Origin of the sequence: Taylorella asinigenitalis MCE3 (assembly GCF_000226625.1) — a bacterium.
In the GTDB taxonomy this organism is placed as follows: domain Bacteria; phylum Pseudomonadota; class Gammaproteobacteria; order Burkholderiales; family Burkholderiaceae_B; genus Taylorella; species Taylorella asinigenitalis.
On record NC_016043.1, the window covers coordinates 1,114,630 to 1,134,864 of the forward strand.

The following is a 20,235-nucleotide window of genomic DNA, read 5'->3' on the forward strand; positions in this document are numbered from 1 at the left end:
CCTACTCCACACGCTCTAATACGGCAGCGAAAAACCCATCCGTGCCATGCACATCTGGTCTAAGTATAAGCATATCCTTATGCGAATCAAGACCAGTGATTCTATCTCCTAAAACCTTTTCTGGATTTATTAATTTGAATTCAGGATTATTTGATAAAAACTTTTCAATTTGTTGTTGATTCTCTTGTGGCAATATACTGCATGTTGAGTAAATCAATCTTCCGCCTTTTTTAACGCATCTTGATGCTGCTTTTAATATTTTTTCTTGAAGTTCTATAAGCTCCTGTAAGTCTTTTGGAGTTTGTCTCCATTTAAGATCTGGATTTCTCCTAAGAGTACCTAATCCAGTACATGGGGCATCAACTAATACTTTATCCACCTTTCCAAAAAGTCGTTTTACACGCTCATCATTTTCTGACTTTATAGGTATGCAAGTTACGTTACTTAAACCACTTCGAGCGAGCCGAGGTTTAGCTTTTGCTAAGCGATTACTTGCCGTATCTAAGGCATACAATCTCCCATGAGAATGCATCAATGCCCCTAATAGCAAAGTTTTTCCGCCAGCACCAGCACAGAAGTCTACAACCCAATCACTTCTTTTTGGACTAACTAACTGGCAAAGTATCTGACTTCCCTCATCTTGCACTTCTATTAGACCGCTCTTGAATATATCCCATGTATTAAGAGATGGATTTGTTTTTATCCTTATACCCCAAGGCGAATATTTAGTTAATGAATAATCAATCTCATCGAGAAGTTCATCTCGTTTTATTATCTCAAGAATCTCCTCTCTACTAGCTTTCAAAGGATTTGCTCTTATATCTAATGGTGCTTTTTGATTAAGACTGTCGAGAAGATCTTCATAGTTTGGAAGTTGAGATACTTTATTAAACAACCACTCTGGAACACTATATTTCACTAAATCATTAAGAGAGGATTCATCAATATTTAGTACTCTATCAAACCACTGCTCCTGATCTTCCTTAAGCATGCTTTTTATTTCATCTGCACTATAAATTGAATTTAAACCCAGCAAGGCTAATCTTTGGTTCTCAGGCCCTACACCGCTTTGAGCATAGTTTCTATATTTTCTAAGATTACGTAATACATCGAATACAGCAGAGGCCACAATGCCACGATCTTTATGACCTAGTTTTTTATTATTTTTAAACCAGTTCGATAAAACAGAGTCTGCTGGATACTTGAATTTAAGAATTTCTTCAAGAACTTCAGCAATTTGAAAAACTCTTAGATAAGATAATTTTAGTTTCATATTTCTTCAGAATAAAACGTGGTTTTTATAGACTTTTTGTACTTCACTTCACCATCTTCATTAATCACATAGCCATCAGCTAAATACCCAACCACTGAAGGGTATATTACATGTTCAACCTTTAAAACTCTTGCAGCCAATGAATCCGCATCATCTTCAGGCTTAACGGGCACTACACCTTGAGCAATAATTGGACCATCATCTAAAAGTGAAGTTACAAAATGAACAGTACAACCATGAACTTTTACTCCTGCCTCGATAGCCCTCTCATGAGTATGCAGTCCAGGAAAACTTGGAAGAAGTGATGGATGTATATTAATGACCTTGCCCTCTAATGGTCTAACAAAAGAAGCATTTAACACTCTCATATAGCCCGCCAATAACACAAAATCTGGGTTAAATGATTTAACAATATCTAGGAGCTTTAGATCAAACTCTTCCCTATCGTATCCCTTATCCTGTGGCAATGGCACGTGCTCTACACGTACACCATTTTCCCTAGCCCAAGCGAGCCCTTCAGATTTAGCATTATGTGAGATAACAGCACAAATTTCTATATTTTTATTAATTTTTGCGTGATTCACTATCGCTTTCATATTTGAACCGCGACCAGAGATTAAAATAACAAAACGCATGAATGCTTAATCCTTAAATATAAAACATAAAATTTTAATCGCTCAGAAGTGTCTAATTCCATCAATTCCAAACATATTTTCAGAAATCTTAATGCCACATCTAATACAGCCCTCACAATCGGGAATTTTGATGGTGTACATTTTGGTCATCAAGCTATATTAAAACAAGTAACACAAGTTGCAAAAGATAGGTGTCTTATTCCCAGTGTTCTTACTTTCGAACCACATCCAAGAGAATACTTTGGAGTTATCGGTAATAGGCCCGAGCTAATACCTACTCGAATACAAAGTTTGAGAGATAAAGTTATATCTTTACTCAGTTGCGGGATAGAAAAAGTTTTTATACAAAGGTTTAATAAGATAACAGCTTCTATGGCACCTGAAGCTTTTATTGAAGAAATTTTAGTTAAAGGATTAAAAACTAAATATTTATACGTTGGAGAAGATTTTCGTTTTGGCTATAAAAGACAAGGCGACTTTAAGATGCTTAAGTCTTATAGCGAAAAATTTGGATTTGAAATCGAATTTATAGAAGACATTTTAGATAAAAATGAGGTTCGATATTCAAGCTCAGAATTAAGACAAGCACTTGCTTACGGGAACGTGGGCATTGCCAAAGAGATTATGGGGCGGCCCTATCAAGTCACAGCACGCGTTATACATGGCCGTAAACTTGGAACCGACATAGGTGTTCCTACTATGAATATGAGAGTGCCTCAGCGGTTTGCACTCAGATCAGGGATTTATGTGGTTGAAGTGAGAGGATTGAGTGCGGGGGCATTGCCAGCTGTGGCTAATTTAGGCATTCGCCCAACTGTAGATAGTTCGGGTGATGTATTACTAGAAGTTCACATTCTAGATAGAAACATTTTTTCTTACGGTAAAATTATTAACGTTTCATTCCTAGAATTTATCAGGGACGAGGAAAAATTCTCGTCCGTTGAAGCCATGGCCATTGCCATCCACCAAGATATAGAAAAAACAAAAAATTATTTTAAAAAATATGGAATATAAAGATACTTTACAACTACCAAAAACTGACTTCCCTATGCGCGGCAATCTCTCAAAAAGGGAGCCGCAATGGATTAAAGATTGGATGGATAATGGTGTCTATCTTGCTATCAGAAAAGCTAGTGCAGGCAGACCTAAATTTATTCTAAATGATGGACCTCCGTACGCTAATGGAGATATTCATATAGGGCATGCAGCAAACAAAATCCTTAAAGATATTATTCTGAAAAGCAAGTCTATGGCGGGTTTTGATGCACCATATATTCCAGGATGGGATTGTCATGGTATGCCTATTGAGATTCAAATCGAGAAAAAATTCGGAAAAAACCTTCCTACGGCTGAGGTGCAATCAAAAGCACGTGAGTATGCTGCAGAGCAGGTTCAAAGACAGATGGAGGGATTTCAAAGGCTTGGGGTTTTGGGTGATTGGGAAAATCCTTATCTAACCATGAATTATATTAATGAAGCAAACGAGATTCGTGCACTTGCTCGCATTATAGAAAATGGCTACGTATTTAGAGGCTTAAAACCCGTTAATTGGTGTTTTGATTGTCAGTCGGCATTGGCAGAGGCTGAGGTTGAGTATCAGGATAGAACAGACCCGACTATAGATGTTGCTTTTCCGTTTGCAGAAAAAGAAAAATTGGCGTCTGCGTTTGGGGTTGATTCAGTTGAAGATGGTGCGGTAGTGATATGGACTACTACTCCTTGGACAATCCCTTCAAATCAGGCTCTCAACGTAGGTCCTGAAACTGAATATGCCTTAGTGAAATTATCTAATGTTCGCGAAGGGACTGGGTCTTTACTGCTTTTAGCTAAGGAGAGAGTCGAAGCGTGTTTAGAGAATTGGGGGTTGGAAGGCGAGATTATTGCCACATGTAAGGGGGAAAAACTGGATGGTATTGCCTTTCATCATCCACTATATAAGGCAGACTCTCAGTATGACAGACTGTCCCCTATCTATGTGGCTGACTATGTAACTACAGACACAGGTACTGGTATTGTTCACTCTGCCCCTGCTTATGGTGTGGATGACTTTATTTCATGCAAATCACGTGGCTTAACTGATGAACAGATTATTAGTCCAGTTATGGCTGATGGTGTCTATTCATCGAAGCTTGCATTGTTTGGCGGATTAAGCATATGGGATGCGAATCCAAAAATTGTAGACACCTTGCGTGAACAAGGGGTTTTACTTAAAACATTGAAACTTCAACATAGCTATATGCATTGTTGGCGTCATAAAACTCCTGTTATCTACCGTGCTACAAGTCAGTGGTTTGCAGGTATGGATATTAAGCCTAAAGATGGATCTGCAACTTTACGAGAAAAAGCATTAAGAGCTGTCGAGGAAACCAATTTTTATCCTTCTTGGGGTCGAGCACGTTTACATGCCATGATTGCAAATAGGCCAGATTGGACGCTTTCACGTCAAAGACAGTGGGGTGTTCCTATGGCCTTTTTGGTACACAAGGAAACAGGAGAGCTTCACCCGCGAACTGTTGAGTTGCTTAACAAAGTTGCAGACTTAGTAGAAAAAGAAGGTATTGAGAAATGGCAGTCGGTGGAGGTAGCGGATTTATTGCCACCAGAAGAGGCTAAAGATTATATTAAAAATTCAGATACTTTAGATGTGTGGTTTGATTCTGGATCTACACATATCACAGTAAACGGCGGTAAGGATAATGATTTTAATGGCTCACACAAAGATGTGCTTTCATGGCCTGCGGATCTCTATCTTGAAGGCTCTGATCAGCATCGTGGGTGGTTTCATTCATCGCTTCTAACCTCTTCTATGATTTATGGTCGTGCACCATATAAATCTCTTCTCACTCATGGATTTGTTGTGGATGGACAGGGACGCAAGATGTCTAAATCTTTGGGAAATGTTATTGCTCCAAGACAAGTTGCAGATTCTTTAGGTGCTGAAATCATAAGGCTATGGACGGCATCTAATGACTATTCAGGTGAACTTACAATTTCCGATCAAATATTAAAGCGCGTTGTTGAAAGCTATCGTCGTATAAGAAATACGATTTGTTTCCTCTTAGGTAATTTACATGATTTTGATGCATCAAGGGATTTAATTTCTGTAGATGAAATGATGGAAGTTGACCAATATGCCGTTGCAGTTGCATCTAGATTAAAAGCTCAAATTTCTGCTTTGTATGAAAGATTTGAGTTTCACCCTGCAGTCGCTCGATTGCAAACTTATTGTTCTGAAGACTTGGGTTCTTTCTATTTAGATATTCTCAAAGACCGCTTGTATACATGTGCAGCTGAAAGTTTTGCTCGTCGTTCTGCTCAATCTGCTCTTTACCATATTACTATGAATATGATTAAGTTGATGGCACCAATACTATCATTTACAGCAGAAGAAGCGTGGAGTGAGATGTGCAAAACTTTCTTAAAAAACACAGACTCTAAGAGCGACTTAACTATATTCACTGAGATATTTGAGGTTCTTCCTGAAGTTACAGGTGCGGAAAAACTTTTAGAGAAATGGTCAAAAATTCTTGATATCAGGGATCTCTTAAATAAAGAACTCGAAAATAAGCGTGAGGCTGGTGAAATTGGCTCTTCATTACAAGCTGAGGTAGTAATTAAGGCTCCAAATGCAGAATATGAGTTACTTGCTTCATTAAAAGAAGATTTACGTTTTGTGTTTATGGTTTCTTATGTGACCCTAGAAAAATCAGAAAACGAAACTCTGGCCTTTGAAATAAAAACTTCAGAACATGAAAAATGCGAGCGTTGCTGGCATTATAGAGAAGATGTGGGTTCAAATTCCGAGCACCCAACTATATGTTCTAGATGCGTGAGCAATTTGTTTGAAGGTGGCGAATCAAGAAACTATGCCTGATACTTCAAAGCACAATATTTCTGAGCAAGCAAGAAAACTTAAGTTTTTATATGTTTTCTTAGTACTAGTTTTAATCATAGTTGACCAAATTACAAAATTCTATTTTGAGTCAACTTATGAGCTTGGGCAAAGAACGAATGTATTGCCATTTTTTGATTTTATTTTGGCACACAATAACGGAGCTGCTTTTAGTATGTTTTCCAATGCTAGTGGCTGGCAAAAATATATGTTTTTAGCTTTGGCCTTCGGAATTAGTGCCTGGCTTATTTATACTATTCGCAAAAATGTTCTCGATAAATTTGGATGCATTGCGATGAGCCTGATTATTGCAGGGGCCTTGGGAAATGCTATCGACAGAATTGTTTATGGATATGTGGTAGATTTCTTACTGTTTTACTGGGAGAGTTGGAATTTTTACTACCCCGCTTTTAATGTAGCGGATTCATGTATTACAGTTGGGGTAATCTTATTATTAATAAACGAGTTTTTTCTACATAAGAAATCACGAGAGTTAAATGAAGCTAGCAAATAAAAAGATTCTATTAGGTATGACTGGTGGCATTGCCTGTTATAAGGTAGCAGACCTATGTCGTAAGCTTAAGGCTCAAGGAGCGGATATTACTGTTGTTATGACAGAAGCGGCTCAAAGCTTTATTACGCCTACAACTATGCAAGCTTTAAGCGGAAACCCTGTGCATACCGAAATTCTTGACTCTAGCATGGCCGATTCAATGTCTCATATACACTTAAGTCGAGAGTGTGACTTAGTTTTGATTGCTCCATGCACCGCTAATTTTATGGCGAAGCTAGCTCACGGGATAGCAGATGATTTACTTAGCTCTTTGTGTTTGGCTAGTAACAAGGACATTGCCATAGTACCAAGCATGAATTCTTTTATGTGGGTGAACCCTGCTACTCAAAAAAATCACTTTGAAGTGCTCTCTAATGGCATTCATGTTTGGGGCCCAGATAGCGGCTCTCAAGCATGTGGTGAAACTGGTGTTGGGCGCATGATAGAGCCTGTAGATATATTGGACGAGGTAGTTGCATACTTTAAGCCTGATATCTTAGATGGAATGAAAATCTTGATTACATCGGGACCTACTCACGAAGAAATAGATCCTGTGCGATATATAGGGAATCGCTCATCTGGACAAACTGGATACGAGCTTGCAAAATCTGCTAGAGATTTTGGGGCTGAAGTTAAATTGATATCTGGACCTACGTGCCTAAGAGCACCTTATGGCATTGAGTTTGAAGAAGTGACTACCGCAAAAGAGATGCATACAAAAGTTATGCAAGTGGCTTCAGAATACGATATTTTCATTAGTGTGGCAGCGGTTGCGGACTGGTATTTGCCTAATCCAGCAAAACAAAAAATAAAAAAAGAAGTAGGTGTAGATACTTGGAGTCCAAACTGGGAATTTCACAAAAATCCAGATATTTTGGCTGAAGTTGCAGCACTTGAAGATGGCCCATGGTGTGTAGGTTTCGCTGCTGAGACGGAAAACCTCGAGCAATATGCAAAAGAAAAACTTGAGTCCAAAGGTGTTCCGCTATTGGTTGGTAATCTAGCCCAAAACGTGATGGGCAAAGAAACGACTACCCTACTATTATTCGATTCTAATGGCGTAGAAAAATTTGACACTCTTCCAAAAACAAAAGCGGCGGATGAGTTAATCATTGCCATCCATAAAAGATTTAGCAAAGATGCATGATTTCTTAATAGCGGCTCAGGAGTATATTTCTGCTCATAGAGAGTGGGCGGGATTTATCATTTTCCTATCTTGCATAGGAGAATCATTGCTTGTAATTGGACTTTTAATTCCAGCTACTGCTTTAATGCTGTTTACAGGTGGACTTATTGGTCTAGATATATTAAACCCTATTGAAATAGGATTATGGGGTATGGCTGGGGCCATTGTCGGCGATGCAATATCGTTTTATATTGGCCGATGGCTAGGATGGGATATAACGAAAAAGCCTCGACTTGCCAGATATAGGCCTATGTTTGTAAAAGCAAAATTATTATTTAGAAAATACGGGACAATGTCGGTATTTTTAGGTCGCTTTATGGGACCAATTCGCTCAACAATTCCTGCTATAGCTGGAGTGATGGGCTTATCGCAAAGTAAATTTCAAATAGCAAATATTTTATCTGCTATTGTGTGGGTCCCTGTGATGCTAGCACCTGGGTATTTCTCGGCTAAGGCTTCAAAACAAATTGTGGAAACAAGCGGTAGCAATATCGGGACATATCTTACTTATTTTTCTGTGTTTTTAGGTGTGGTCTTATTTCTTTTTTTAATATGGCCATCAAAAAAAGAGGCGAAATCTAAATCAAAAATCATTTATTCAAATCATAAAACTGAGGAGATCGAGGATGACATTAAAAAAGGTTGATATAGTAGTTTTGGATTCAAAAATTAAGAATCAGCTACCTAAATATGCGACTGCTGGCTCAGCTGGACTTGATTTAAGAGCTTGTATTGATGATCCTCTTACTATTGAACCAGGACAAACACATTTGATTCCCACAGGCATTGCCATCCATATAGCAGATCCAGATTATGCTGCTATGATTTTACCTAGATCAGGATTGGGCCATAAACATGGAATTGTTCTTGGAAATTTGGTTGGGCTTATCGACTCAGATTATCAAGGGCAGCTTATGGTTTCGATTTGGAATCGTGGAACTGAGACTTTCACATTAAATCCTCTAGATCGTATGGCACAATTAGTGATCGTTCCTGTACAACAGGTTGAATTTAATGTTGTTGATTCTTTTGAAGTTTCAGATAGGGCCAGTGGCGGATTTGGTAGCACTGGAGCTGCATAGAATAATGTAGTGTAGCTCAGTTATTGAGCTTTGGATCACGAATTGCAGCTTATCTGAGTATGATTTTGTCAAGAAAAATAAAACCTCATTTTCCGCTAAATGCGTACTCATGAGGTTTTTTAAATTTTCTAGTTGTAATTATGTAATTATCTTGGAGCGTAAACGAATTTACCTTCCTTAATTGTGCCCATTACAGCAGCTCTTGAGTCGAATCCTTGATGATCTTTTGGAGTAATATTCAAAACACCATTTGGGACTGTAAGCTCCTTAGTGTTTTGAATTTCATCCCTTAGTTTAGTTCTAAATTCAACGGAGCCAGGCTTTACTCCAGCCTCTAAAGCCCTTTTTATAGCTGAATCTAATACTAAATAAGCCCCATAAGCGTCACCCGCAAATTGCGTGGTAGTAAATTCACCATGTTTTTCCTCAAACTTTTTCGTAAATTCAAGGGCAACATCTTTAACTTCATTACTATCTGGCAATGTTCTAGCTACAACTCCAGGCCCTGTTGGGAAAAGAGTATTCTCCACTACTTTTCCTCCTATTTGAAGAAATTCTAAAGTGCCTATACCATGAGTTTGGTAAATTTGGCCTTTATATCCCCTCTCATAAAGAGCTCTTTGTGGCAATATTGCCGGAGTCCCTGCACCTGCAATTAAAATCGCCTCTGGATTTGATGCTATCAATTTTAGAACTTGAGCAGTCACCGATGTATCTGTTCTTTGGAACGCCTCTCTAGCAACTATCTCAATTTTTCCTTCGGCTCTTTTAGCAAACTCCTTATACCAATTTTCGCCATAGGCATCAGCATACCCAATAAATGCGATCTTCTTATAGCCTCTGTCAATCATATCTTTGACTAAAACATCAGCCATTAGACTATCGTTTTGTGGCATTTTAAACGCCCATTGCTTATTTGTATCGCTTTGAGGTTCGACAATCGTAGAATTAGCCGCAAGTGCAATCATAGGAGTTTTAGTTTCGGCAAGAGTCTCAAGGTAAGCGACTGCAGTAGCCGTTAAATTAGGTCCTACAATTACATCTACTTTATCTTCATAAATAAGCTTACGAACATTTTTTACTGAGCGACTAACATCCGATCCATCATCCAAGATAAGCCATCGAAGCGGCTCCCCAGCAATTGTCTTAGGCCACAAGTTGATGGCATTTTGTGATTGAATACCGATAGCCGCAGCTGGACCGGTACTAGACAAAACTACACCAACTGTAACCTCTGCAGACACTGTCAGAGGAGCTAGCATCACGGATGCGATGCCTATTTGCTTCAATAAAGACTTCATCCTTTCTCCTAAAAGGTTATTAAAAAATAAGATCCTCATCTTTATGAGAATCGCTTGAAAAAACAAATTTAAGTTTATCGAATTCATCTAAATCCACTGACACAGACCCACCCTCTGACAATGCTCCAAATAGGAGTTCATCAGCTATAGGTTTGCGAATATGTTCTTCGATAAATCTATACATCGGCCGAGCTCCCATAAATTTGTCGTAGCCCTCTTTTGCGACGTATTTTCTAACTTTATCAGAAAAAATAATAAATACGTTCTTTTCTTTCAGTTGATGCGAAAGTTCAAGGAAAAATTTATCCACCACCCTAAGAATAATTTCCTCACTCAGATGTTCAAATGGCACAATAGCATCTAGTCGATTTACGAATTCTGGTGTAAAAAATTTCTTAACTTCGGGTATTACATCTTTTGAATTTGGAGAATTAGTAAATCCCATTTGTGAAGTTAGTTTGTCCGCTCCTAAATTGCTGGTCATAACAATGATGCAATGCTTGAAATTTAATCGACGTCCTATACTATCTGTGGCAATGCCATTGTCCATTATCTGTAAAAGTAAATTAAAGATTGATGGATGTGATTTCTCAATTTCATCCAACAATAAAATGGAATAAGGATTTTTTAATATCTCTTTTGAGAGTAATCCCTGATCTTTATATCCAACATAGCCAGCTGTAGTACCAAGCAATTTAGTAATGCCCATCTCAGTGTTGTATTCCGACATATCAAATCTGATCAAATGAACGGTAAGTAGTTCTGATAGTTGTTTAACTAGCTCTGTTTTACCAACTCCAGTTGGACCAACAAATAAAAAACTCCCTATAGGACCATTCCTTTTGCCTAATCCAGATCGATTTAATTTAATAGCATCAACTACTTTGCTTATCGCTTGATTTTGTCCAAAAATTACGCAAGTAAGATCTTTATAAAGTGTTTTTAATTTATGCTTATCAGAAGTAGATAATTGAACCTCAGGGACTTTAACTAGGATAGACACCATCTTCTCTATATCACTGATTTCAACAAGTGATGCCTCAGGTTTATTAATTCTTACATAAGAACCAGCTAAATCCATTAGATCGAATGCTTTATCAGGGAAATGTTTGTCCGTAATGTACCTTTCTGCCAGTGTAACGCAAGCCTTAAGGGCCTCTTCTGTATATCTAAGCTTGAAAAAATCTGAATATTTATTCTGAGATCTTCTTAATATTTCCAGAGTTATTTCTGGATCGGGTTCATCAATATTAATCGTCTGGAACCGACGTTTTAGTGCAGGGTCTTTAGCTATAGAGTTTTCGTATTCTTCATGCGTAGTAGAGCCTATACAACGAATTTCACCAGCACTTAAGGCTGGCTTCATCATGTTTGCAGCATCGAGATTTTCATTATTAACAGAATTACCAGCTCCAACTATGGTATGTATTTCGTCTATAAATATTATGGAATTAGGAACTTGCTTGATTTCTTCAATAAGTCCTTTTAAGCGCATCTCGAATTCTCCCCTTAGTTTAGAACCCGCCAGCATGCCACCAATATCCACATTAAATACTGTCGATTCTTTTAGAAAATCTGGAACCTCACCTTTGAATATTCTATAGCCCAAACCTTCGACAATAGCAGTTTTTCCCACCCCAGCTTCACCAACCAATAGGGGGTTTCCTTTTTTTAGTCGTCCAAGACAATGAATAAGTTTTTCAATCTCTGTGTCCCGTCCGTAGGCGTCTGCGATTAATCCTTTCTCTGCAAGTTCATTAAGATTCACAGCAAATTTAGGGATTAATTCAAATTCTTCTTTGTCCTTATCTTTATAGTAGGAAATATCATCTAAATAAAGTCTGTCTTTTTTTGAAATCTTATTGGATTTAGATTTAGATTTTGATTTTGATGACTCCTCAGAAGGACGGGATGTATCCTCTTCTTTCGAATCATCTTGCAAGGGAATCCCTTTCAATAAATCCTCATACATATTTAAAGGCTCTAAAAAATCTGATACCTCTTTTGATTTAATTAAAACCTCAAAATAATGCAGATAAATTTCTTCATCTGTATCATCTCTAATTAACTTCTCTAATCTAGGAGAATTAAAGATGGCAATAATAACCTCGAGCTCCTTAGAAGGTGAAATTTCTTCATCTTTTTGACGTTGATATTCACCATCTTGCTTCAATCTTTCATGGATTTTATCGACAAGTCTATCTGACCCAAAACCTATTGCGTCGACAAACAACTTAATTATGTCTTTTCTGACAAGAGCTAATAACATATGCAATGTATTTACTTCAGGTGATTTAAGGACCATAGCCTCTGCGAATGTTTCTGAAAGTAACTTGTTTAACAAATTGTTTCCCATAATTGTCTTCTCTAATGAGCTTATTAGTAAAAGTGCTGATTGAACAAATTCTTAATTAATTCATAATAATCAGAATTTATAAACTTGTATGTAGGTATAGTATGTCTGAAAATTCAACCTCTAGTAATAGAGTTATCGGTACCGTAAAATGGTTCAATGATACAAAAGGTTTTGGATTTGTAACTCCTGAAGGCAGTAACGAAGATTTATTTATCCATTTTTCATCTATACAAATGGATGGATTTAAAACCTTAAAAGAAAATCAAAAGATTTCTTTTGAAATTACTGAAGGCCCTAAAGGCAAACAAGCTATCAATATTCAACCAGTTGTTTAATTATATATGACTCGCAAATTTCTAACATACTTCCTCTTCCTATCGATATTTGCGAGTCATTCCCCTATTATTCACTCTGAAGAAACCTCTAGAACCAATCAAGAAAAAATTTCTTCAGATAAAAAAATACTTAAAATTAATGATTCTGAACTTACTGTTGAAATAGCAGATAATCCAGGCTCTAGAGAGTTTGGTCTCATGCTTCGTAAAGAACTCGAAGAAAATTCTGGAATGCTATTTATTTTTGAAGAATCGCAAAAGCTTTGCTTTTGGATGAAAAATACACTGATTCCTCTAAGTATCGCTTATATGGATGAAGATTATAAAATAATTGATTTGCTTGACATGAAACCATTGGATTTAACTCCAATTTGTTCAAGCAAACCAGCAAAATACGCACTAGAGGTTAATAAAGGGTGGTTTGAAAAACAAGGGATTAAGACACAAGATAAAGCAGTCATTGAGAACTAATTTATCTTGTGTTATAAAACTATCTTTCATATTTTGATTTCTCGATAAATTCGATACCCTTTATAGAACTAGTTCTAAGAGCCTCGACAACCGCATCAATTGATTTTGTTCTTGGAAAAGTTTTTCTAAACACAATACCAACTTCACGATTTGTGGTTGTCTCTTGCAGTTTTACAAACTTAATATTCACCACATGACGGCCTTCTTGCACTGCACTATTTGGTATTAGGGTAATTCCAAGCCCAGCAGAGACCATGTGCAATATCGTGTGTAGAGAGGACCCTTCAAAGGATCTTAGGGCTCTTTCTTTGGGATTAGAATAATTAGCTTCTGGAAGTGATTTAATTATTTGGTCGCGCAAACAATGTCCAGCCCCTAGTAAAAGCATAGTCTCTCTTTGAACATCTTGTATAGAGATGCTTTCTTTTGAAGCCCACGGATGATTAGTATTTACAGCTAAGACAAAATCTTCTTTGTAAAGAGGCAAATATTCAAATTGAGATTCCTCAATAGGCTGAGTTATAGCCATAATTGCACAGTCAATTTCATTTGTTTTTAATTTATCAAATAAGTCTGTCGTAAAGTGCTCATGCAAAATAAGTGGCATTTGAGGTGCTATGGTACGAAGATTTCCGACTAACTTCGGAATAATGTATGGAGCCACTGTATAAATAATGCCTAATCTAAGTGGCCCAGTCAGTGGGTCCTGGCCTCTTCTAGCCGTATCATAAATATCCTCTGTGGCTTCGATTACTCTTTGAGCCTGATCGACAATTCTTTGACCAATAGGAGTTGTGGTAACCTCTCCACTTCCGCGCTCAAAAATAACAACATTGAGTTCGTTCTCAAGTTTTTTTATAGCAACTGATAGAGTCGGTTGGCTTACATTCATCGACTCCGCCGCTCGAGCATAATGCTTGGCCTTATATACGGCCAAAACATACTTTAATTCCATCAATTTCATAGAGGTTCTCCTATTAAGTTCTTAGAAGTTCGTCTCTGCCGAACGTCCATCTTTCTATATGCGCTTTAATTAAATCTGGATAATTTTTAATAAATTTTTTTGCTTCTTCTCTGGCAATGCTTAAGGTTTTATAATCAATCTCAATATGTGCGAACTTTAGCATTGCTATACCTGATTGCTTTTGACCCAAAATCTCTCCCGGCCCTCGAATTCGCAAATCTCTTTTTGCTATTTCAAAACCGTCGGTAGTCTCAAACATAGCACGAATTCTCTCTTTCCCTACGGCCGTCAATGGTTCCTGATACATCAAAATGCAAATCGAGGAGTTACAACCTCTTCCAACACGACCCCGAAGTTGATGCAATTGTGCTAAGCCGAATCTTTCTGCATGTTCGATAACCATAATTGAGGCATTAGGCACATCGACCCCAACTTCAATAACTGTAGTAGCCACAAGTATTTGGAGTTCATTTTTTTTAAACTTCTCCATAATCTCATTTTTTTCTTGTGGCTTAAGTTTTCCATGAACCAGCCCAGCTTTTAAATCTGGCAATAAACCCTTAATCCAATCATATGTGTCTACTGCTGTTTGAAGTTGCAAAGCTTCACTCTCTTCTACTAAAGGACAAACCCAGTAAGCTTGATGACCTTTCTTACATTGAGAAATTAAGAATGAGAGAATTTCTTCTCTTCTCTCGATTTTCACTAATTTAGTCACAATTGGTGTTCTGCCAGGAGGTAATTCATCTATAGTAGACACATCAATATCAGCAAGATAAGACATCGCTAATGTTCGTGGAATAGGAGTAGCACTCATACTTAGTTGATGAGGAACTAATTCACCCGATTCACCTTTTTTATTAAGCGTCAGTCTCTGCATCACACCAAATCTATGTTGCTCATCTACAATCAACAATCCAAGATTTGCAAAATCAACAGTATCCTGAATTAAAGCTTGCGTACCCACAACTAATTTTGCACTTGAATTAGTTATAGACTCATAGACCTCTTTTTTCTCCTTAGCCTTTAAACTACCATATAGCTTTGTAACGCTTATTCCTAAGGGCTCAAACCATTTACTTAGTTTTATGTAATGTTGTTCTGCAAGAATTTCAGTGGGAGCCATTATCGCAACTTGATAACCATTTGATATCACAAGAGAAGCTGCCAATGCTGCCACAATAGTTTTACCGCTTCCAACATCCCCCTGTAAAAGTCGATTCATAGGCTTAGATTTTTTTAAATCTTCCTTGATTTCTTCCAAAACTCTAATCTGTGCACTGGTTAGTTTTAAAGAAAATTCACGTAAAACCCCCTCATACAGAGACGTATCATCTAAAACAAGAGCAATAGCCTTTAGTTGTTCTCTTTTCTCACGTGCAATTTGAAGAGTTAATTGCTGAGCTAAAAGTTCATCAAAAACCAGTCGTAGCCAAGCTGGATGCGTTTTATTTTCTAAGGCCAGAGCATCTTGGATTTTTGGATTATGCAAAGTAAAAATAGTCTCTTTAAATGATGGAAGAGAATATTTAGTAAGGATTTCCTGTGGCAATGTATCCTTAAGCCCATCTACGGAATCCATATGCAAAATCACGTCTCTAATTTTTCTGCGTAAAACGTCTTGTGTTAGGCCCGCTGAACTAGGATAAATTGGAGTAAGTGTCTGTGGCAATGGATCCGTGACTTTTCCAATTTTTGGATGGGTAATCGTAAAACCCCACCTATCATTGCCCTTCACAGGTCCTCTAACTCTAACTTTAGGAGAAGTCTCCAAAAATTTAACTTGGTTAGGATAAAAATTAAGCCATCTTAGTTTTAGAAGTCCAGTTCCATCATCTAGAACAGCATTTAGGGACTTTCTAGGAGCATAAGTAACTTCCACATTATGTATTTGACCTTCAAACTGCATCATCGCATCAGTTTGCGCTTGAGAAACTTTATAAATCTTGGTTTCATCTTCATATCTCAAAGGAATATGCAAAGCAAAATCAATAGGTCTTAATAGACCTAGAGATTTAATCTTTTCATCTATGAGTGATTTTGAAGGTCTAACCATAGATTAAAAAACTGCTATAGCCTCTATCTCGATCTGTGCATTCTTAGGTAGGGATTTAATTTCTACTGTAGAGCGTGCTGGAAATGGTTCCTTAAAATAAGTTTTCATAATTTCGTTAACCTCTGAAAACTTAGATAAATCTGTAAGGAAAATAGTAAGTTTCACCACATTTTCAAATCCGCAGCCAGCTTCTTGAAGTACAGCTTTTATATTTTGAAACACTTGTTGAGCCTGCTCAGATGTATCAACTGATACAAGTTCATTGCTTTTAGGGTCTAAACCAATTTGTCCAGACAAGTATAGTGTTTTACCAGAATTCACTAGGACTCCTTGGGAATATGGACCTAATGCTTCTGGGGCATTCGATGATTTGATAGTTAACTTTTCCATGTATAACCTCTTTGGCAATTAGATAATTTTATATGAATGGTGCATTAATTTAATATTTTTAAACAATAAATTGACATATCTCATAAAACTAATTATTATTGCGATTGAAAATGATTCTTATTTACAAAAAAGGTATATTAAATATGAATATTAAGAATTTTCTTAAACCGTTAGTATTAGCTGTTTTACTAGGTGCTTCTGCTGCTCAAGCTAATGAAGTAGTAAATGTATACACAACCCGTGAACCAGGTCTTTTAAAACCGATTCTTGAAGCGTTCGAAAAAGATACAGGCATTAAAGCCGAAACTGTTTTCGTAAAAGACGGTTTGGCTGAACGCGTAGAGAGTGAAGGCGATAAATCTCCAGCTGACTTATTAATGGTTGTGGATATTTCACAACTAACAAATATAGTTGATCGCGGTCTAACTCAAGCAGTTGATTCAAAAGTGCTTACAGATATTATTCCAGCACAATATCGTGACCCTAACAACCATTGGTTTGCCCTATCTTTAAGATATCGTGTTCTTTATGTAAGCAAAGATATGCCTCTAGAGACCTTTAACTATGAAGATTTAGCTGATCCTAAATACAAAGGTCGTGTATGCATACGCTCTGGTAAACACCCATATAATGCAACACTATTTGGAGCTATGATTGCTCATAACGGTGTAGAAGCAACAGAGGAATTCTTAAAAGGCGTTAAAAACAATCTGGCACGTAAAGCTACCGGCGGTGACCGTAATGTTGCACGCGATATTCTAGGCGGAATTTGCGATTTAGGATTTGCTAATTCTTACTATGTAGGGAAAATGCATGCTGACCCTAAACAAAAAGAATGGGCTGAAGCTATTAAAGTTATTAAACCTACATTTAAGAAAACAGGCGGTACACACGCAAATATTTCAGGTGCAGCTGTAGCAAAATATGCACCAAACAAAGAAAATGCAGTCAAATTGCTTGAATACTTAGTAGGACCTAATGCTCAAGAAATGTATGCAAAAGTAAACTTTGAGCATCCAATTCGAGCTGGTGTAGCACCTGACCCTATTATTGCCGCATTTGGAGAATTTAAAGCGGATTCATTGCCACTAATAGAGGTACCTAAACACCGAAAAACAGCTACTGAAATAGTTGAAAAAATTGGTTTTGATAACTAATTAGGAATATGACTCCAATAACAGAGGGATGAATCTATCATCCCTTTGTTTTTTGTATACTTACGAAATGCCGAAGTTAAAAAGAAATAATTATCATTTAAAGTGGACATGGGTTGCATATGGTATAACCGCAGTGGTTTTATTGCCTATTGTCACACTACTACTGATTGCGCTGTTCGGCGACTTTAATAATTGGTCTCATTTATTGCGGTATTCATTGCCAAATACAGCTTTTAATACTGTAGCTCTTTTAATAGGAGTAGCAATTTTTGTAGGGGCTGTAGGGACGGGAGCTGCATGGCTTACGACTGCATTCGCATTTCCAACAAGAGGTGTATTAGTGTGGGCTATGTTATTGCCACTATCAGTACCGTCTTATATTATGGCATTTGCATACTTAGATTTAACTCATGCACTTGGTCCAATTCAAAGCACTATAAGAGAAATTTTAGGATATGCCTCTCCAAGAGAATTTAGGCTCCCAGATGTGCGTGATATGGGCATATTCGGAGCTGTTATTGTCTTAGGTCTGTCGCTTTATTCATATGTTTACCTAAGCGTAAGAGTAATGTTTATGAGCCAATCAGCAAATTTGATTGAAGCTGCTCGAACACTAGGATGTACACCATCCAAAGCATTCATTCGTGTCATGATTCCAATGGCACGACCAGCCATCGCTGTCGGAATAAGCTTGGCATTGCTTGAAACTCTGAATGATATTGGTGCATCGGAGTTTTTAGGAATTCAGACCATGACTGTATCAATTTATACGGAGTGGACTACTAAACACAATATGCAATCGGCTGCTCAAATTGCTATGCTTATGCTCGCTGTAGTAACCGTTTTATTGTATTTAGAGAGAATTAGTAGAAATCGTGAACGTTATTCAAACACTCAAAAATTAAAGCCGATTGAGCCTGTAAGACTGAAAGGAATGCGTGCAACCTTAGCCATAATATTTGGGTGGTTGCCTATATTCGTAGGATTTTTCTTTCCTGCATCCTATTTAATTTACGAATCATATATACGGATTGATAATTATGGTCATGTGTCCTCTGATCTGTTTGATGCAACATTTAATACTTTTATGTTAGCAACAATCGCTACAGTTATTACTGTTTTGCTAGGCTTGATAATTGCATGGGTGGTCAGAAATCCAAGATATAAATTTGGGAAAATTTTAGTTAGATTAGCAACCATTGGTTATGCTGTACCTGCTTCAGTTATTTCAATAGGCCTCATATACCCCTTAGGACATATTGATAACTATATAAGTTCAGTTATGGAATTTTTGCTTAACGCCCCACCTCAACTATATATAACAGGTAGTATTGCTGGCCTTGTGATTATTTATGTCATTCGCTTTTTATCTGTTAGTACTGGGGCATTGGAAGCAGGGCTTTCTAGAATTCCGCTCTCACTTGATGATGCTGCTAAATCCCTAGGAGTTAAACAAGGTAAAACCTTTATGAAAATTCATTTACCGCTCCTTAAACCAGCTTTAGGGGCTGCTGCATTACTAGTTTTTGTAGATTCTATGAAAGAACTATCAGCCACACTTCTGCTTAGACCTTTGAGTTTTGAAACTCTCTCAACATGGCTTTACGCAGAAGCTGCACGTGAAACTTATGAAGAAGGTGCAATTGCAGCTCTATTAATTGTTTTAGTAGGCATAATGCCTGTTATTTTTTTAGCACGCACTCAATTGAGGCATGCCATTAATCATCATGAAAAATCTCAATAACCCACAAATACTTCTTGAAGTACGCAATTTAAAACTTGGTTATGAAGTGGACAATAAATTTAAGACTATTGTTTCCGATTTAAACTTCGATCTAAAAGAAGGCGAAATTGCATGTTTACTTGGCCCTTCAGGTGGAGGGAAAACCACCGTTTTACGCTCCATCGCAGGCTTTGAGCCAGTTTACGAGGGTTCAATAAACGTTGGTGGAAAATGTTTTTCTCGCAAAGGTGAGATGGTCCCTCCTGAAAGACGTCAAATTGGAATGATGTTTCAGGATTATGCATTATTTCCACATCTAGATATAAAGAAAAATGTCTCTTTTGGTTTATACAAACTACCAAAAAGCGAATCCAAAGAAATTACTAAAGATATGCTAAATTTGGTTGGTCTTTCTGAGTATAAAGATAATTATCCTCATGAACTTAGTGGTGGACAGCAGCAAAGAGTTGCATTGGCACGTGCACTAGCTCCAAATCCAAAACTATTACTACTTGATGAACCATTTTCAAATCTTGATGTGGATACGCGTGAAAAGTTAGCCTTAGATGTTAGGAAAATTCTTAAGGATCAAGGAATGAGTGCAATTTTAGTCACCCATAATCAGGTAGAAGCTTTTGCATTTGCAGATAAGATTGGCATTATTAATGATGGAAAACTTGTGCAATGGGGAACACCAGAATCTTTTCTTCAAAGCACAGATGAAAAAATTAAAAGCTATATACGCAAAGATGTAGCTCAGGCCTACGACAGATAACCAAAAGCCCCAAATTTTTGGGGCTTTAACAAATTCATAAGTAAGTATACGAATTTTAAATTTTGAGTGATTGTTTATATTCAAAA

General features: G+C 37.3%; 18 protein-coding genes. 11 read left to right on the forward strand and 7 right to left on the reverse strand.

Going from position 1 to position 20,235, the window contains the following annotated elements; translation table 11 throughout:
- Position 1: 1 nt before the first annotated feature.
- Entirely contained in the window at positions 2 to 1,273 is a 1,272-nt protein-coding gene (locus TASI_RS05305; protein WP_014111737.1) for an RsmB/NOP family class I SAM-dependent RNA methyltransferase, read from the reverse strand.
- Complete coding sequence (purN, locus tag TASI_RS05310) at positions 1,270 to 1,908, reverse strand: phosphoribosylglycinamide formyltransferase (RefSeq protein ID WP_014111738.1); 639 nt, start codon at positions 1,906 to 1,908, stop codon at positions 1,270 to 1,272. The genes TASI_RS05305 and purN overlap by 4 nt, the downstream gene beginning before the upstream one ends.
- 48 nt (positions 1,909 to 1,956) lie before the next feature.
- On the opposite strand from purN, the gene TASI_RS05315 reads away from it, so the two are divergent.
- Genes TASI_RS05315 through dut form a run of 6 tightly spaced genes read left to right on the forward strand, consistent with a single transcriptional unit; the run spans position 1,957 to position 8,621 of the window.
- On the forward strand, positions 1,957 to 2,922 hold the full coding sequence (locus tag TASI_RS05315; protein ID WP_014111739.1) for a bifunctional riboflavin kinase/FAD synthetase: 966 nt from the start codon (positions 1,957 to 1,959) through the stop codon (positions 2,920 to 2,922).
- Complete coding sequence (ileS, locus tag TASI_RS05320) at positions 2,912 to 5,782, forward strand: isoleucine--tRNA ligase (RefSeq protein WP_014111740.1); 2,871 nt, start codon at positions 2,912 to 2,914, stop codon at positions 5,780 to 5,782. Before TASI_RS05315 ends, ileS begins: the two co-directional genes overlap by 11 nt.
- The gene (gene lspA / locus TASI_RS05325; protein ID WP_014111741.1) at positions 5,775 to 6,314 is read left to right on the forward strand and encodes a signal peptidase II; all 540 of its coding nucleotides are present in this window, start codon (positions 5,775 to 5,777) and stop codon (positions 6,312 to 6,314) included. The genes ileS and lspA overlap by 8 nt, the downstream gene beginning before the upstream one ends.
- Complete coding sequence (gene coaBC / locus TASI_RS05330; RefSeq protein ID WP_044978087.1) at positions 6,298 to 7,500, forward strand: bifunctional phosphopantothenoylcysteine decarboxylase/phosphopantothenate--cysteine ligase CoaBC; 1,203 nt, start codon at positions 6,298 to 6,300, stop codon at positions 7,498 to 7,500. Before lspA ends, coaBC begins: the two co-directional genes overlap by 17 nt.
- Positions 7,493 to 8,185, forward strand: coding sequence for a DedA family protein (locus TASI_RS05335; protein WP_014111743.1), 693 nt, complete (start codon positions 7,493 to 7,495; stop codon positions 8,183 to 8,185). Before coaBC ends, TASI_RS05335 begins: the two co-directional genes overlap by 8 nt.
- Complete coding sequence (gene dut, locus TASI_RS05340; protein WP_014111744.1) at positions 8,166 to 8,621, forward strand: dUTP diphosphatase; 456 nt, start codon at positions 8,166 to 8,168, stop codon at positions 8,619 to 8,621. The genes TASI_RS05335 and dut overlap by 20 nt, the downstream gene beginning before the upstream one ends.
- 146 nt (positions 8,622 to 8,767) lie before the next feature.
- On the opposite strand, the gene TASI_RS05345 is transcribed toward dut, so the two are convergent.
- Together TASI_RS05345 and TASI_RS05350 are read right to left on the reverse strand one after the other, a co-directional pair.
- Positions 8,768 to 9,922 carry an ABC transporter substrate-binding protein gene (locus tag TASI_RS05345; protein WP_014111745.1) on the reverse strand — a complete coding sequence of 385 codons (1,155 nt, stop codon included), beginning with the start codon at positions 9,920 to 9,922 and terminating at the stop codon, positions 8,768 to 8,770.
- A gap of 19 nt (positions 9,923 to 9,941) precedes the next feature.
- A complete protein-coding gene (locus TASI_RS05350; protein ID WP_044978089.1) occupies positions 9,942 to 12,278 on the reverse strand; it encodes an AAA family ATPase in 2,337 nt (778 codons plus the stop codon).
- Positions 12,279 to 12,379: 101 nt separating this feature from the next.
- On the opposite strand from TASI_RS05350, the gene TASI_RS05355 reads away from it, so the two are divergent.
- Positions 12,380 to 12,613, forward strand: a complete 234-nt coding sequence (locus TASI_RS05355; RefSeq protein WP_014111747.1) for a cold-shock protein — start codon at positions 12,380 to 12,382, stop codon at positions 12,611 to 12,613.
- Between the two features lie 6 nt (positions 12,614 to 12,619).
- Positions 12,620 to 13,084 (forward strand): DUF192 domain-containing protein, encoded by a 465-nt coding sequence (locus tag TASI_RS05360; RefSeq protein ID WP_028884561.1) that lies wholly within the window; start codon positions 12,620 to 12,622, stop codon positions 13,082 to 13,084.
- A gap of 19 nt (positions 13,085 to 13,103) precedes the next feature.
- On the opposite strand, the gene TASI_RS05365 is transcribed toward TASI_RS05360, so the two are convergent.
- From TASI_RS05365 to TASI_RS05375, 3 genes are read right to left on the reverse strand one after another with little or no spacing between them, the layout of a single operon-like run.
- Positions 13,104 to 14,048, reverse strand: a complete 945-nt coding sequence (locus TASI_RS05365; protein WP_014111749.1) for a LysR substrate-binding domain-containing protein — start codon at positions 14,046 to 14,048, stop codon at positions 13,104 to 13,106.
- A gap of 13 nt (positions 14,049 to 14,061) precedes the next feature.
- Positions 14,062 to 16,104, reverse strand: coding sequence for an ATP-dependent DNA helicase RecG (gene recG, locus TASI_RS05370; protein WP_014111750.1), 2,043 nt, complete (start codon positions 16,102 to 16,104; stop codon positions 14,062 to 14,064).
- Positions 16,105 to 16,107: 3 nt separating this feature from the next.
- Positions 16,108 to 16,494 carry a RidA family protein gene (locus TASI_RS05375; protein WP_028884558.1) on the reverse strand — a complete coding sequence of 129 codons (387 nt, stop codon included), beginning with the start codon at positions 16,492 to 16,494 and terminating at the stop codon, positions 16,108 to 16,110.
- Between the two features lie 143 nt (positions 16,495 to 16,637).
- Between TASI_RS05375 and TASI_RS05380 the strand changes: the two genes are divergently transcribed.
- The 3 genes from TASI_RS05380 (at position 16,638) to TASI_RS05390 (ending at position 20,149) form a co-directional block, all read left to right on the forward strand.
- Entirely contained in the window at positions 16,638 to 17,651 is a 1,014-nt protein-coding gene (locus TASI_RS05380; RefSeq protein ID WP_014111752.1) for an extracellular solute-binding protein, read from the forward strand.
- A gap of 67 nt (positions 17,652 to 17,718) precedes the next feature.
- On the forward strand, positions 17,719 to 19,395 hold the full coding sequence (locus TASI_RS05385; protein ID WP_144312779.1) for an ABC transporter permease: 1,677 nt from the start codon (positions 17,719 to 17,721) through the stop codon (positions 19,393 to 19,395).
- Positions 19,379 to 20,149 carry an ABC transporter ATP-binding protein gene (locus tag TASI_RS05390; RefSeq protein ID WP_014111754.1) on the forward strand — a complete coding sequence of 257 codons (771 nt, stop codon included), beginning with the start codon at positions 19,379 to 19,381 and terminating at the stop codon, positions 20,147 to 20,149. Before TASI_RS05385 ends, TASI_RS05390 begins: the two co-directional genes overlap by 17 nt.
- The last annotated feature ends 86 nt before the right edge of the window (positions 20,150 to 20,235 follow it).

Bases quoted from the DNA above. Each gene is read 5' to 3' on its own strand.
- TASI_RS05305 (WP_014111737.1), bottom strand. From the start codon at position 1,273: ATGAAACTAAAATTATCTTATCTAAGAGTTTTTCAAATTGCTGAAGTT.
- purN (WP_014111738.1), bottom strand. From the start codon at position 1,908: ATGCGTTTTGTTATTTTAATCTCTGGTCGCGGTTCAAATATGAAAGCG.
- ileS (WP_014111740.1), top strand. From the start codon at position 2,912: ATGGAATATAAAGATACTTTACAACTACCAAAAACTGACTTCCCTATG.
- lspA (WP_014111741.1), top strand. From the start codon at position 5,775: ATGCCTGATACTTCAAAGCACAATATTTCTGAGCAAGCAAGAAAACTT.
- coaBC (WP_044978087.1), top strand. From the start codon at position 6,298: ATGAAGCTAGCAAATAAAAAGATTCTATTAGGTATGACTGGTGGCATT.
- TASI_RS05335 (WP_014111743.1), top strand. From the start codon at position 7,493: ATGCATGATTTCTTAATAGCGGCTCAGGAGTATATTTCTGCTCATAGA.
- dut (WP_014111744.1), top strand. From the start codon at position 8,166: ATGACATTAAAAAAGGTTGATATAGTAGTTTTGGATTCAAAAATTAAG.
- TASI_RS05345 (WP_014111745.1), bottom strand. From the start codon at position 9,922: ATGAAGTCTTTATTGAAGCAAATAGGCATCGCATCCGTGATGCTAGCT.
- TASI_RS05350 (WP_044978089.1), bottom strand. From the start codon at position 12,278: ATGGGAAACAATTTGTTAAACAAGTTACTTTCAGAAACATTCGCAGAG.
- TASI_RS05355 (WP_014111747.1), top strand. From the start codon at position 12,380: ATGTCTGAAAATTCAACCTCTAGTAATAGAGTTATCGGTACCGTAAAA.
- TASI_RS05360 (WP_028884561.1), top strand. From the start codon at position 12,620: ATGACTCGCAAATTTCTAACATACTTCCTCTTCCTATCGATATTTGCG.
- TASI_RS05365 (WP_014111749.1), bottom strand. From the start codon at position 14,048: ATGAAATTGATGGAATTAAAGTATGTTTTGGCCGTATATAAGGCCAAG.
- recG (WP_014111750.1), bottom strand. From the start codon at position 16,104: ATGGTTAGACCTTCAAAATCACTCATAGATGAAAAGATTAAATCTCTA.
- TASI_RS05375 (WP_028884558.1), bottom strand. From the start codon at position 16,494: ATGGAAAAGTTAACTATCAAATCATCGAATGCCCCAGAAGCATTAGGT.
- TASI_RS05380 (WP_014111752.1), top strand. From the start codon at position 16,638: ATGAATATTAAGAATTTTCTTAAACCGTTAGTATTAGCTGTTTTACTA.
- TASI_RS05385 (WP_144312779.1), top strand. From the start codon at position 17,719: ATGCCGAAGTTAAAAAGAAATAATTATCATTTAAAGTGGACATGGGTT.
- TASI_RS05390 (WP_014111754.1), top strand. From the start codon at position 19,379: ATGAAAAATCTCAATAACCCACAAATACTTCTTGAAGTACGCAATTTA.